Raw genomic sequence first — 14,359 nt, 5'->3', positions numbered from 1 at the left:
CGAATCCGTCCCCCTCCACCACATTCCAAAAAGCCAACTCTCTGAGTTGGCTTTTTTGCGTTTAGAATCAAGAAAATCACCTTTACTGGAGCTTTTTCTTAGTGATATACGTAAAAAAACCCCGATAAACGGGGCTAAGTAAACTAACAACAATTGGGGGGAGTTAGTTTTCTAAAAGGATAATGCGTGTCTCATACGGGCGTAGTACTTGATGCTGCATCACTTCCCCACCCAAATCTGAGTAGTTACCTAATAGATAGTGCGCTTTTGTGACATCAAAGCTAGCAGGCAATAAACACTCAGTTTGCTCACCATAGTAATTATTGAGGCAGATAAGGGTTTGCTTATCTGACTGACGCTGATAGCCGAATATGGCTTGGTGATAAGGGTAAAGATCCTCATACCGGCCAGTAGTAATTACCTCAACCTGTTTACGTAGCTCAATCAATTTCTTATAGAAATAGAATACCGAATTGTTATCTTCAAGCGCCTTTTCTGCATTAATCTCACTATAGTTCTCCGCGATTTCAAGCCAAGGTTGTGCCTTAGAAAAGCCTGCATACTGACTTTCATTCCATTGCATAGGCGTTCGCGAGTTATCACGAGACTTTTGCGCTAGAATCGCCATCATCTCTTGGTGACTGACACCTTGTTGATTGACCATGATGTCGTACATATTGGTGCTTTCCACATCACGGTATTGCTCGATAGCATCATAGCCGGGGTTAGTCATACCGATCTCTTCACCTTGATAGATATAAGGTGTGCCTTGCATCATGTGAATTGAAGCAGCAAGCATTTTGGCAGACTCCAGACGATAGCGTTTGTCATCGCCCAATCGACTCACCACTCGCGGTTGATCATGGTTACACCAGAACAATGCCCCCCAGCCTTTGCCATTCAAGCCCGTTTGCCAGTGGTTAAATATCTGCTTGAGTTGGATAAAGTCAAACGGCGCGCGAGTCCACTTTTCACCATTCGGGTAATCCACTTTCAAATGGTGGAAGTTAAATACCATCGACAGCTCTTTACTGTCTAGCGCGGAATACTGCTGGCAATGTTCAAGCGTGGTTGAAGACATCTCCCCCACAGTCACGCTGCCATATTTTTGAAATACCGCCGCGCTGATCTCTTGCAAATATTCATGTACACGTGGGCCATCGGTATAAAAACGTCTGCCATCACCCAATTCATCATTAGGAAAATCCTGCTGCTTAGAAATGAGATTAATGACATCTAATCGAAAGCCATCGACCCCTTTTTCGGCCCAAAAGCTAATGATCTCTTTCACTTCTCCGCGTACTTTCGGGTTTTCCCAATTAAGATCCGCTTGTTCTTTGGCAAAAAGGTGTAAGAAGTACTGATTGGTTTGCGGGTCTAATTCCCAAGCGCTACCGCCAAACTTTGACTCCCAGTTGTTGGGCACATCACCCGCTAAAGGATCTTTCCAGATGTAATAATCGCGGTACGGGCTGTTTTTATCGCCCAATGCAGACTGAAACCAATGATGCTGAGTCGAAGTATGATTGACCACGATATCCATAATGATGCGAATACCGCGCTGATGCGCTTGCTCTAGAAGTTGGTCAAAATCTTCCATGGTGCCAAAATCGGGATTGATCGCGTAGTAGTCGGAGATATCGTATCCGTTGTCTATCATCGGCGACTGGTAAACTGGTGTCAGCCAAATTGCGTCAATACCGAGCTTCTTTAAGTAATCGAGCTTAGAAATAATGCCCTGAATATCCCCTGTTCCTTTACTACCACTATCGCAAAAACTTTTCGGATAGATTTGATAGATAGAAGCAGTTTTCCACCAATTTGCATCATTAGCGATTGTTGTCATTGCTAAACTCACTTACCAAAAAATAAACCTTGAACAAGGAGCGGCATACACCGCTCCAAACGAGAAAATTAAGCGTTTACAGGCTCCAATTCACCTTTAGATTGTGCACGCTTATAGAAGAAGAGAGTCAATGCGGCAGGTACGGCAATCGCCACTAACATAGCGATAGCATAGATGCCCCAGAACTGTGGTTGAATTGACAAAATACCCGGCAAGCCACCAACACCGATACCGTTTGCCATCACCCCTGCGCTACCACAAATGGCTGCGGCAATAGCACTGCCAATCATTGCGCTTAACATTGGGAACTTGTACTTAAGGTTAATACCGTACATCGCTGGCTCTGTCACACCTAAGTAAGCCGAGATAGCCGCTGGTACAGAGATATCACGCTCGCCATGCTTTTTACTGATGATAATAATGCCAACCACCGCTGACGCTTGCGCAATGTTTGATAACGCAATCAATGGCCAGATTGGTGTACCACCTAAATCTTGCATCAATTGTAGGTCGACCGCGTTTGTTGTGTGGTGAATACCCGTGATCACCAATGGCGCATAAAGGAAACCAAACACCATAGAACCAATCTCGGCAAAATCACCCGTCATCGCCGCTTTAGCTGCAAACGCAACGCCATCGCCAAGAACACGACCGAATGGGCCAATGAGAGAGTGAGCCAATACCACCGAAAGAATGATTGAAACAAATGGCACGACGACTAGGTATAAATATGAAGGGACGATACGTTTGAGGTTAGTTTCAATAAACGCTAAAGCCATACCCGCTAACATCGCTGGGATCACCTGAGCCTGATAGCCGACTTTTTCAATCACGAACAGACCAAAATCCCACACTTCAGGAACTTGCTTACCTATCAGATAGGCGTTCATTAGTTGTGGTGATACCAGTGTTACACCTAACGTAATACCGAGAATCGGGGTTCCGCCAAGCTTTTTGACTGTAGACCAACACACGCCAACCGGTAGGAAAAAGAAAATCGCCTCACCAATTAGCCATAGGAAACTATGAACCGTTGCCCAGAACTGACTGATCTCAGTTAAGGATTGACCATCAAACATCTTGATGTCGCCAATCACATTACGGAAACCAAGAATCAAACCACCAGTAATGATGGCGGGAAGCAGTGGTACAAAGATTTCAGCAAGATGGGAAATGCCACGCTCCAAGATGTTCATATTCTGACGCGCTGCGAGTTTTGCTTCATCTTTCGATGCTTCACTTTTACCCGATAGCTCGATCAACACCTTGTACACTTCATCAACTTCAGTGCCAATAACTACTTGAAATTGACCAGCATTAGTGAAGCAACCTTTGACTAACGGCAGTGCTTCCAATGCTTTTTCATCGGCTTTTGCGGTATCGTTTAGTACAAAGCGAAGGCGCGTTAGACAGTGGCTCACGCTCGCGATGTTGTCGCGACCACCAACCAGTTCTATCAGACGCTCCACTTGTTGTTTCGCAATCTTACTCATATCCTTGTCCACCCTATTTGGATTCTCATTCATCTGTTCTTAAAACTTGTGACGTTTCAAACTGACTCGGTTTATTTTTATAATGGGAACATTCCCAATTGTGCGCATTATAGTGTCAGATCTGATTGCAAACAAAAATGGGAACAGTCCCATTAATTGAATGAGATCACAGTATAATTTTAAATCACTTTGAAAATAATGGCTTAGATTGAGATAGGACTTTGCATCAGATGCACTTGTTCACTCTCTCCATTTATATGAGAGATCAACAAGTTAGCGGCTTTCTCACCTGCAGATGCATAACCAGGGTCAATGCTGAACACTTGCGGAAAAAGGAAGGATAGCAATTCATTGCCCCCTACTCCGGTTACAACAACATCTTCACGGCCGAGCTCTTGCAAGCGCTTAATCACTCCCAGAGCCAAGGTATCGCTCGCACAGACTATTGCCTGAGTTTGCTTGGTCAAAACCTGATCGACTAACTGATACGCGCTGTCGTAGTTCAATTGACCAGTTCGGTATTGGGTCGGAATTGAGCGAGACTGACACCACTCAAGATACGCGTCTAAGCGCAACTTACCTGTGGTTTTATCACTTGGGTCGACGCCGATAAAAGCGATATGATTGAGTTTTTTCTGCTCTAGAAAATCCAACGCTTTAACGATCACTTGCGTATTATCATAGTTGATCGATGAAACCTGATCGGTATCCATCGCAATAACCACGCTATGATTGTGCCAGCTCGCTAGCTTGGTTAGGTCGAGCTCACTAAAGCCAAAAACAATCACACCATCCACATTGCGCTTTTTGAGCACGTCCAAATGAGCGTTGGTTTTTTCTTTGTCAAACTGACTCTCCATAATGACAACATCGTAACCAACGTCATAGAGAGTGGTCAGCATGCTACTCACGGCTTTGTTTTCAGAAGGTGAATCGAGACGAGAGATGATCACGCCGACCACTTTTTGACTGCCCCCACGCATAGACTGAGCTGATTTTGACGGCACATAACCAGACTCTTCAATCACTTGCTCTACTTTTGCTCGTGTCTCTGGTTTGACCTTAGGATCGTTGGTCAAAACACGGGATACGGTCGACTTACCAACACCGGATAGCCGCGCAATATCAAGAATGGTTAATTTTTTGCTCATATGATCGTGGATCTAGTGGTTAGAAATGACAAGTAGGCAATCATGCCTACTTGTACACTCAGGTAGAGAATTATTGAGTAAGGCAATTTTTGTAGATAACTTCACCAATTTCGAGACGCGCTTCTTTGCCTTTAGTAAACAAAGTCACTACATTCGGCGTCTCTGCGGTGCCATCATCTTGAATGTACTTAGTGCCAGAACCTGACGGCACTTGAATCAGGCGGTAATCCTTCTTCGGCAACCTAAGTAACGCCAAATTATCATTGGGCATTAAGGCTAACTTGAACGTCTGATCAGCACTGCACTGATAGAACATGAAATCGCCACGATACTGATTTTGCTCGTCCGTAGATGTAAAAGAACATCCAGCGAGTGTTGCTGCAGCAAATGTGGTCAATAATATTCGATACTTCATGATTCCCTCCAACAAGACAAAGGCCACCAATGGCGGCCTTATACAGGTTATTTTATCAGATACGCAGGGACGTCTTTAATACTGTCTAGCACCACAGACGCTATCGCTTCACCTTTTTCAGTCACTGGTTTACCAGTACGAACAAGGATTTTAGTGCCGACCCCTGCAGCTTCCGCCGCCATCATATCTTCGGCTTTATCGCCAACCATCACTGAGTTGGCCATATCTATTTTCAAGAAGTCACGGGCTGAAATAAACATCCCCGGTTTTGGCTTACGGCAATCACACTCTTGCTTATATTTACCCTGACCATGTTCAGCATGATGTGGGCAGTAGTAGATACCATCGAACTCCACTCCGTTATCGACGAAGTTCCAATCCATCCATTGCGTTAGTGAAAGGAAGCGATCTTCACTGAACTTGCCGCGCGCAATACCCGACTGATTTGTAACCAGCACCAATTGATAACCCATATCTTTAAGCTGCTTGGTCGCTTCAAATACACCATCAATAAACTCAAAATCGTGCTCGTCATGAACATAGCCATGATCAACGTTTATTACGCCATCTCGGTCCAAAAAGACTGCCGGTTTTGCCAAAATATGCTTCTCATTCTTTGCTTTAACTTCTTAAATTATTACACGCTTTATTTCTTTCATCACTATCTAATTACCAATCGTTCGAGCAAAAGATACGTTTAGACGTCTAGACGTAAAAATATCTATTGACACAAAAGCTGTAAGACCATAGCATCATCTACCAAATGAGATGTAGCTCAACATATTCTGCTGCTGTTCATCTAATCTGATAGTGGGTCTCTCGATGATTGAAATTAATCAAGTAAATAAGGTTTTCTATCAAGGCGATAAAGAAATACACGCCTTGCAAGATATTAACCTACAAATTCAACCAGGAACGATCTTTGGTGTCATCGGCTCGTCGGGAGCAGGAAAAAGTACCCTGATTCGCTGCGTCAATATGTTAGAAGCTCCAACGACAGGATCAATCATTGTCGATGGTGTTGACCTTACTCAATTGACTCAGTCACAACTGTGCGAAGCACGTCGTAACATCGGAATGATCTTCCAGCACTTCAATTTGCTTTCATCTCGTACCGTGTTTGCTAACGTTGCACTGCCATTAGAGCTGGCAGGCAGAGAGTCTGAACAAATCAAAACTAAGGTGACAGAGCTATTAAAGCTGGTCGGCTTAGAAGATAAGCATGAGAGCTATCCGTCCAACCTCAGTGGTGGCCAAAAACAACGTGTGGCAATTGCCCGTGCATTGGCTTCGGATCCTAAAGTCTTACTGTGTGATGAAGCCACCAGCGCACTCGATCCCGCCACAACACAATCGATTCTTGAGTTACTTAAAGAGATCAACCGCAAGCTAAAGATTACTATGCTGCTGATCACTCACGAGATGGATGTGGTCAAGAGCATTTGTCATGAGGTCGCCATTATTGGTGGCGGTGAATTGGTGGAAAAAGGCACAGTCGGTGAGATTTTTGCTCACCCGAAAACGGAACTGGCGCACCAATTTATCCGCTCGACGCTCGACCTTTCTATTCCAGAAGATTACCAAGCACGCTTGCAACAGACACGTGTCGACGGCAGCTACCCGCTGGTTCGCCTTGAGTTTACAGGTGCAACCGTCGATGCGCCGCTGATGACGCAGATTGCACGCAAATTCAATATTGATGTCAGCATCTTAAGCTCAGACTTAGATTATGCGGGCGGCGTCAAGTTCGGCATGATGGTCGCTGAACTATTTGGTAATGAACAAGATGACAACGCAGCCATTGAGTTCTTGCGTGACCACAAGGTAAAAGTAGAGGTATTGGGTTATGTCCTTTAACGAAATTTCACAATGGCTGAGCCTGAACAGCAAACTCTTAATCGGCGCAACGTGGGAAACTCTCTACATGGTTGCCGTCGCCGGTATCGTTGGTTTTGCTGTCGGTATCCCTCTTGGTGTCATTCTGCACATCACTAAAAAAGGTGGCTTGCTAGAAAACACCAGACTTAACGGCGCACTGGGCGCAATTGTCAATATTGGTCGCTCAGTGCCATTCCTAGTTTTGATGGTCGCGATCATTCCAGTAACTAAGCTTTTGGTTGGCACTTTTATCGGTACCACAGCGGCGATTGTCCCACTAACTATCGGTGCCATTCCATTTGTAGCACGTCTCATTGAAGGTGCTTTACTTGAAGTACCAACAGGCTTAGTTGAAGCGGCGCAATCAATGGGCGCCACACCACTGCAGATCATTTCTAAAGTACTGCTTCCAGAAGCAATGCCAACCATAGTTAATTCAGTCACCATTACGCTGGTGACATTAGTCAGCTACTCAGCCATGGCAGGAACGGTTGGCGGTGGCGGTTTGGGTGATGTGGCGATTCGCTACGGATTCCACCGCTACGATGTGGTCATCATGGCCGTCACAGTAGTGATGCTGATAGTGCTGGTACAAATCATTCAATCAATTGGTGATGCGATTGTTCGTCGCGTCGATCACCGTTAATAATAAAACCTATTCACAGATTTAATTTATAAGGAGATAGTGATGAAATTTAGTCTTAAAGGTCTTTTGACTATCGCTGCAGCAGCGTCTGCACTGGTTCTAGCGGGTTGTGGTGAGAAAGAAGTCGACAACAGCAAAATCAAAGTTGGTGTTATGGCGGGCGCTGAAGCACAAGTTGCTGAAGTCGCAGCAAAAGTTGCTAAAGAAAAATACGGTCTTGAGGTTGAACTGGTAACCTTCACTGACTACGTAACCCCTAACGCAGCACTGGATGACGGCTCAATCGACATCAACGCGTTCCAACACAAGCCATATCTAGATCAGCAAGTTGCTGACCGTGGTTACAAATTAACGATTGCGGGTAACACCTTTGTTTACCCAATTGCTGGTTACTCGAAACAAGTCACATCAGTTGACGAAATTGAACAAGATGATCGTATCGCCGTACCTAACGACCCAACTAACTTAGGTCGTTCACTACTACTTCTTGAGCAACAAGGTCTGATTGAGCTGCGTGAAGGCGCAGGCCTACTAGCAACCGTTCGTGACATCACTGCGAACCCAAAAAACATTACCATTGTAGAGCTAGACGCAGCACAACTTCCGCGTTCACTTGACGATGTCGCGTTGTCTATCATCAACACCACCTACGCAAGCTCTATCAACCTAACGCCACAGAAAGACGGTGTATTCGTTGAAGATAAAGAGTCTCCATACGTAAACCTGATTGTTGCGCGTGAAGACAACGTACAAGCTGAAAACGTACAAAACTTCGTTAAGGCTTATCAGACGGAAGAAGTCTACACAGCGGCTTCTGACATCTTCCAAGGTGGCGTCGTAAAAGGCTGGTAATTAGAGTTTCACCAATCTTTAAGCCGGCGTACTACGCCGGCTTTTTTACTTTAACGGTATATAAACTTCTGTCTCTAAGTCGCATTCATCCACTTGATGAACAAAGTTTAGGTAGCGGAAAAAACACGGAAAGTCTCTTGTTTCTTCTCCGCTCTCAACCAGCCAGCCTTGGTATATTTGATAAATTGTCTCTCCAATTCGATCTAGACTGCCTTTATGGATCGCCATCGCACAGCGCCCTGCAGGAATAATCCCAGCTTTAACGCCAAACTCATTCTCTGGAACCTCACCTTGATGGGTACCGCAAATATCAAAACGGAACTCCTCTTCCGCGGTTTGACTTGGATCTGAATAGGGGATACCAAAGGTTTCGCTCTTGTCGATTGGCGATAACCCAGTCGTTTTTCGCCATTGAATAAATTTACCTGCCGTTTCAAGTACTCGACTTGGGTGTCCGTAGTGTTCAATTAGGGCCACATTGCGCTCAGCAAAATCGACCACTTGTACTTCGAGCATACTATTTCCTCGCTTGGGTGGATGAATATCATAACGCGCATGCCATTGATGCCAATCTGGCCGCGCTCTAAATTGGGAAGGTGTCTGAGCAAAAATACGAGAGAAGGCACGGGAAAAAGCTTCAGGGCTGTCAAAATTTGCCTCATAGGCGATATCCGTGATGGTGTATTTAGGTTCAAACGCCAAGCGAAAAGAGGCTCGTTTTAGCCTAGCCATTTGCACGTACTGAATCGCACTGATTCCCATATAAGCTTTAAAAATACGGTGAAAGTGGTATTTAGAACATGCCCCCACTTCACTCAATATATCCAGGTTCAGCTCTTGATCTAAATGGTGCGAGATATAGTCGCAGACCAGTTCAATTCTGTTTAATGACGTATGCTTATTCACTAATCGGCTCTTATTGCTTGATGACTTCCTCCAAATCATAACGCCCATTGCTCATCAATACCTGATTGAGATTGCGCAAAATGAGGCTATCTATAAGCAAATAATAAAAAAGCCGGAGCAAGTGCTCCGGCTTTAAAGACGATTGAGTGATGGTTATGGCGTGTAGTACGTTGCCGCACCAGGGCCAACTGGTAGACCAAAGATAAACACCCAAATGTAGAACAGCAAACTCCAACCTACGATAAAGCAGATTGAGTAAGGCAGCATGGTCGCGATCAGCGTACCTATGCCTAGATTCTTCATGTAGCGCGTTGCAACCGCTAGGATAAGACCAAAGTAACTCATCATAGGTGTGATGATGTTCGTCGTTGAGTCACCAATACGGTATGCCGCTTGAATGGTTTCTGGTGCATAGCCAACTAGCATTAGCATTGGAACAAAGATTGGTGCTGTTACCGCCCACTGTGCCGAAGCCGAACCGATCATCAGATTAATGAATCCACACATTAGGATAAATGCGAAGAACAACATTGGGCCAGTCAGACCAATATCTTGTAGGAAGCTTGCGCCCGCAACCGCAAATACCTGACCAAAATTCGTCCACTTAAAGAATGCCACGAACTGAGCCGCGAAGAACACCAGTACAATGTACATCCCCATAGAAGACATAGACTTCGCCATTGCGTCAATCACGTCACGGTCAGTCTTCATTGAGCCCGTTACTTTGCCGTAAACAAAACCTGGAATAGCAAAGAATACAAAGATGAAAGCAACGATACTTTTCAGGAATGGTGAACCTGAGACTGTGCCTGTAGCCGAACGTAACACGCCATCTTCAGGAACGATAGTCCAAGCGAGAAGTGCCGAAACAACCACAACCGCTAGACCTGCTAGCTTAAGACCTTTCTTCTCGATTGCCGTCAGTTTGCCCATTGAATCGTTAGACAAATCTTCTGAGGCTTCTTCATCGTTGTATTTACCAAGTTTTGGCTCAACGATTTTCTCAGTAACAAATGCACCCATACCTGCAATAAAGAAGGTCGATACAAACATGAAGTACCAGTTTGATTCTGGGCCTACTGTGTATGACGGGTCGATCATTTGCGCTGCTGTTTCGGTGATACCAGAAAGCAGTGGATCAACCGTACCAATTAGAAGGTTTGCAGAGTAACCACCCGATACACCAGCGAATGCTGCCGCAAGACCAGCCAAAGGATGACGGCCAAGTGAGTGGAACAGCATAGCGGCTAGTGGAATCAGAACCACATAGCCTAGCTCTGATGCTGTATTTGAAATGATACCGGCAAAAACAACCGTCACGGTAACCATGCGCTTAGACGCACCCATTACCATACCGCGCATTGCAGCCGATAGAAGACCTGAGTGTTCAGCAATCGCCACACCCAACATCGCAACCAGTACTGTACCTAAAGGAGCAAAGCCAACAAAGTTTTTAACTAGGTTAGTCACGATTAACTGTAAGCCTTCAGCATTCATTAAGCTGACAACATGAATCATACCATCTGCCGCACGGCCTTTCGCACCTTCAGGGCGAGGGTCCATAACCGATACTTCAAAGAAGCCCGCGATTCCAGATAGTACAAGAATAGCTAAACAGAAAATGGCGAATAGAGTGATTGGGTGGGGTAATAAGTTCCCCAAATATTCAACAGCGTCTAAAAAGCGCGTAAACAGCGGCTTTTTAGGTGAATTTTGTTTAATCGAAGCAGATGAACTCATCTGTTCCCTCCTTGTAGTTTTTCCTGAGCAATTGTGACAAAGATGTCAAAAAGCCAGCGAAGGGTACTCGACAAAACTCTCAATTAGAAATCATAAATGTTACAAAATGTGTAACATGCGATATTATTTAACGATAAATAAACCAAAATATAGCAAATGCGTCCAAATAAACAACAATAGTCAGCATTATGAATCAAACAAAAGTATCATTTGTGATTATAAGTTCAAGTGTAAGTAGCTGATAGATAAGAAAGGCAAAGAGAAATTAGTATCAGATAGACAACATTAGTGCCGTCTATCTGATACACAATCACCAAAAAGGTGGTATTTACGTTTTGTGATCGAGACTCGAAGCGTAAATAGGCCCAAGTGAGAACAAAAAGCTACTTTTGCACCGCTTTAAATCTTGGATTGGTTTTACAGATAACGTATAGGCGCCCTCTTCGTTTTACGATTTGGCAGTCCGGGTGACGACTTTTTGCACTTTTGAGGGATTTAACAACTTTCATTTACTCGCCTCCTTTAGAAAACTGACCAAAGCGACGCTTAAAGTTAGCGACACGCCCTTCTTGATGTATCACGCGCTGCTTACCTGTGTAGAACGGATGTGACTTAGAAGAAACCTCCAACGTAAAGTAGGGATAAGTTTTGCCATCTTTCCACTCAATAGTGCGCTCAGTTTGTAATGTTGAACCGATAAGAAAGTACTCATCAATACTTGTGTCATGGAAAACCACGGTTCTGTACTCAGGGTGAATGTTGGCTTGCATAATTACCTCGACATAAATTGTTATGTTATAACATATTGAATGATAATTATTATCAAGTTATTTTACTACTCTTTTTTGTGTTATTTTTTCGACATTCACTTTCAAAGAGCAAATGCATGTATTCCATAACGCCGATCGGTTTAATTGAAAGCCCTTACAAAGAGAAGTTCGCTGTGCCTCGCCAGCCCCGTTTAGTCCCTGCGGCACGCTCACGCGTTAAGTTGCTTGGCGATGCCAATAGCCCTGAAGCTGTACGAGGACTAGAGCAGTTTTCTCATGTTTGGTTGCTATTTTTGTTTGATCAAAATCTACAAGCCGGATGGAAACCAACAGTACGCCCACCTCGTTTGGGAGGAAATGAGCGTATCGGTGTATTCGCCTCACGTTCCACCTTCAGACCCAATGGCATTGGCATGTCAGCGGTAGAAGTCAAAGGCATCAGTAAAACAGGCGATCAGATCTATTTGGATTTGGGCAATGTTGACTTAGTCGATGGCACACCGATTATCGATATTAAGCCTTATATCCCCTACTCCGACTCTATCTCTGAAGCGTTAGGCGGGTATGCCGAAGAGGAGCCTAAGAAATCACGTGTTGTCTTCTCGTCCACAGCCTTAGAGTTTTTACAAAAGCGCAGCGACAACGAGTATGTAACTAGCGTTATCGATCAAGTTCTCGCTCAGGATCCTCGCCCTGCGTACAAGAAAAACAAACCTGACGATAAACAATATGCGGTAAATTTGTTCGATCTGAACGTCAAGTTCACTGCCTGTGAAAACTTAATAACAGTTACTGCGATTGAAGACTTTTGACAAAAGCATTTGGCTGATATTATAGGCGGCTTATATTTCCCATTTTGGGAACTCTCTGCTCCTGTCCATTCTGGCTTGAGTAACTAACTTTAATAAACGGATAAATTTAATGCGTACCAGTAATTATCTTCTTTCTACTCTGAAGGAGACTCCAAACGACGCAGAAGTAGTGAGCCACCAGCTCATGCTACGTGCAGGTATGATCCGTAAGCTGGCTTCAGGTCTCTACACCTGGCTACCTACTGGTCTACGTGTACTGCGTAAAGTCGAAAACATCGTTCGTCAAGAGATCGACAATGCAGGCGCAGTCGAAACTTTGATGCCCGTTGTTCAGCCGTTTGAACTATGGGAAGAGACAGGCCGCAGTGAAAAAATGGGTCCTGAGCTACTTCGATTTACTGACCGTCATACTCGTCCGTTTGTTCTTAGCCCTACAGCTGAAGAAGTGATCACTAGCCTAGTGCGCAATGAAGTGAGCTCTTACAAACAGTTACCGCTAAATCTGTACCAAATTCAAACCAAATTCCGCGATGAGCGCCGCCCACGTTTCGGGGTGATGCGTGCACGTGAATTCTGCATGATGGATGCGTACAGCTTCGACATCGACAAAGCGGGTCTAGAGAAATCTTATCAAGCGATGCACGATGCTTACTGTAAAGCATTCGACCGCATGGGCCTTGAGTACCGTCCAGTATTGGCGGACTCGGGTGCTATCGGTGGTAGCGGCTCGCAGGAGTTCCACGTTCTGGCTGAAAGTGGCGAAGATTTGATCGCCTTCTCAACTGAATCTGACTACGCAGCGAACATCGAAAAAGCAGAAGCGGCAGCTCCTGCTGGCGAGCGCGCTGAGCCAACTCAAGAGATGACGCTAGTTGATACGCCAAATGCGAAAACCATTGCTGATCTTGTCGAGCAGTTCGATCTACCAATCGAAAAAACCGTTAAGACTCTATTCGTTAAAGCATCTGAAGAAGTAGATGCAGAGATCATCGCGCTTATCATCCGTGGTGACCACGAACTCAACGAAGTCAAAGCTGAAAACCTTCCTCAAGTAGCCGCTCCTCTAGAGATGGCGACAGAAGAAGAGATTCGTGCACTGATCGGCGCAGGCCCGGGCTCTCTAGGTCCAGTAAACCTTGAACTACCATTCATTGTTGACCGCACAGTGGCTGTAATGAACGATTTTGGCGCAGGCGCTAACATTGACGACAAACACTACTTTGGTATCAACTGGGGTCGTGACGTTGAACTCGGCCAAGTTGAAGATCTACGCAACGTGGTAGAAGGCGATCCAAGCCCATGTGGTCAAGGTACGCTGATGCTTAAGCGTGGTATCGAAGTGGGTCACATCTTCCAACTAGGTAATGTTTACTCTCAAGCGATGAACTGCGGTGTGCTTGGCCCTGATGGTAAGAACGTAATCCTAGAGATGGGTTGTTACGGTATCGGTGTTTCACGTGTTGTTGCGTCTGCAATCGAGCAAAACCACGACAAATACGGCATTATCTGGCCAGACGCATTAGCACCTTTCCAAGTAGCTATCGTGCCGATGAACATGCACAAATCTGAAGAAGTAAAACAAGCCGCAGAGAAGCTGTACGCTGAGCTGACAGCGATGGGCATTGAAGTCTTGTTCGACGATCGTAAAGAGCGACCAGGCGTAATGTTCTCTGATATGGAGCTTATCGGTATTCCTCATACTATCATCATCGGCGATCGCAGTATGAAAGAAGGTAACTTCGAGTACAAGAACCGCCGATCAGGTGAGAAGACAGCCGTTGCAATGGCAGAGATTGTTGAGCATGTGAAAACGCAACTCGCATAAACTGTCACATAGAAATACAAATGGC

14 protein-coding genes are annotated in these 14,359 nt (G+C 45.0%); 5 read left to right on the top strand and 9 right to left on the bottom strand.

Going from position 1 to position 14,359, the window contains the following annotated elements:
* Positions 1-163 precede the first annotated feature (163 nt).
* The 5 genes from treC to gmhB all read right to left on the bottom strand — a co-directional run bounded on the left by treC (position 164) and on the right by gmhB (position 5,504).
* The gene (gene treC / locus TW81_RS14740) at positions 164-1,846 is read right to left on the bottom strand and encodes an alpha,alpha-phosphotrehalase (protein ID WP_045956486.1); all 1,683 of its coding nucleotides are present in this window, start codon (positions 1,844-1,846) and stop codon (positions 164-166) included.
* Positions 1,847-1,914: 68 nt separating this feature from the next.
* Positions 1,915-3,339, bottom strand: a complete 1,425-nt coding sequence (gene treB, locus TW81_RS14735) for a PTS trehalose transporter subunit IIBC (protein WP_045956485.1) — start codon at positions 3,337-3,339, stop codon at positions 1,915-1,917.
* 203 nt (positions 3,340-3,542) lie between these two features.
* Positions 3,543-4,490, bottom strand: coding sequence for a trehalose operon repressor TreR (treR, locus tag TW81_RS14730; RefSeq protein ID WP_045956484.1), 948 nt, complete (start codon positions 4,488-4,490; stop codon positions 3,543-3,545).
* A gap of 70 nt (positions 4,491-4,560) precedes the next feature.
* The gene (locus TW81_RS14725; RefSeq protein WP_045956483.1) at positions 4,561-4,905 is read right to left on the bottom strand and encodes an MliC family protein; all 345 of its coding nucleotides are present in this window, start codon (positions 4,903-4,905) and stop codon (positions 4,561-4,563) included.
* Between the two features lie 47 nt (positions 4,906-4,952).
* The gene (gene gmhB / locus TW81_RS14720) at positions 4,953-5,504 is read right to left on the bottom strand and encodes a D-glycero-beta-D-manno-heptose 1,7-bisphosphate 7-phosphatase (protein ID WP_045956482.1); all 552 of its coding nucleotides are present in this window, start codon (positions 5,502-5,504) and stop codon (positions 4,953-4,955) included.
* A 223-nt stretch (positions 5,505-5,727) separates the two neighbouring features.
* On the opposite strand from gmhB, the gene metN reads away from it, so the two are divergent.
* The 3 genes from metN to TW81_RS14705 are packed head-to-tail and all read left to right on the top strand — an operon-like array spanning position 5,728 to position 8,281.
* A complete protein-coding gene (metN, locus tag TW81_RS14715; RefSeq protein ID WP_045956481.1) occupies positions 5,728-6,762 on the top strand; it encodes a methionine ABC transporter ATP-binding protein MetN in 1,035 nt (344 codons plus the stop codon).
* Positions 6,752-7,429 (top strand): methionine ABC transporter permease, encoded by a 678-nt coding sequence (locus TW81_RS14710; RefSeq protein WP_045956480.1) that lies wholly within the window; start codon positions 6,752-6,754, stop codon positions 7,427-7,429. Before metN ends, TW81_RS14710 begins: the two co-directional genes overlap by 11 nt.
* Before the next feature lie 42 nt (positions 7,430-7,471).
* Entirely contained in the window at positions 7,472-8,281 is an 810-nt protein-coding gene (locus tag TW81_RS14705; RefSeq protein ID WP_045956479.1) for a MetQ/NlpA family lipoprotein, read from the top strand.
* A gap of 45 nt (positions 8,282-8,326) precedes the next feature.
* On the opposite strand, the gene TW81_RS14700 is transcribed toward TW81_RS14705, so the two are convergent.
* The 4 genes from TW81_RS14700 to TW81_RS14685 all read right to left on the bottom strand — a co-directional run bounded on the left by TW81_RS14700 (position 8,327) and on the right by TW81_RS14685 (position 11,697).
* The gene (locus TW81_RS14700; protein WP_045956478.1) at positions 8,327-9,187 is read right to left on the bottom strand and encodes an AraC family transcriptional regulator; all 861 of its coding nucleotides are present in this window, start codon (positions 9,185-9,187) and stop codon (positions 8,327-8,329) included.
* Positions 9,188-9,340: 153 nt separating this feature from the next.
* Positions 9,341-10,927 (bottom strand): AbgT family transporter, encoded by a 1,587-nt coding sequence (locus TW81_RS14695; RefSeq protein ID WP_045956477.1) that lies wholly within the window; start codon positions 10,925-10,927, stop codon positions 9,341-9,343.
* 383 nt (positions 10,928-11,310) lie between these two features.
* Positions 11,311-11,436 (bottom strand): type B 50S ribosomal protein L36, encoded by a 126-nt coding sequence (ykgO, locus tag TW81_RS14690; RefSeq protein ID WP_005380299.1) that lies wholly within the window; start codon positions 11,434-11,436, stop codon positions 11,311-11,313.
* On the bottom strand, positions 11,437-11,697 hold the full coding sequence (locus tag TW81_RS14685; RefSeq protein WP_045956476.1) for a type B 50S ribosomal protein L31: 261 nt from the start codon (positions 11,695-11,697) through the stop codon (positions 11,437-11,439).
* Between the two features lie 116 nt (positions 11,698-11,813).
* Here TW81_RS14685 and tsaA point away from each other — a divergent pair, with 116 nt between their 5' ends.
* The gene (gene tsaA / locus TW81_RS14680) at positions 11,814-12,509 is read left to right on the top strand and encodes a tRNA (N6-threonylcarbamoyladenosine(37)-N6)-methyltransferase TrmO (RefSeq protein ID WP_045956475.1); all 696 of its coding nucleotides are present in this window, start codon (positions 11,814-11,816) and stop codon (positions 12,507-12,509) included.
* A 109-nt stretch (positions 12,510-12,618) separates the two neighbouring features.
* A complete protein-coding gene (locus TW81_RS14675; protein WP_045956474.1) occupies positions 12,619-14,334 on the top strand; it encodes a proline--tRNA ligase in 1,716 nt (571 codons plus the stop codon).
* Positions 14,335-14,359 lie beyond the last annotated feature (25 nt).

The organism is Vibrio galatheae (assembly GCF_000967545.1).
GTDB lineage: Bacteria > Pseudomonadota > Gammaproteobacteria > Enterobacterales > Vibrionaceae > Vibrio > Vibrio galatheae.
The sequence above is the reverse complement of the archived record's forward strand: the minus strand, read 5'-3'. Positions and strand labels throughout refer to the sequence as shown.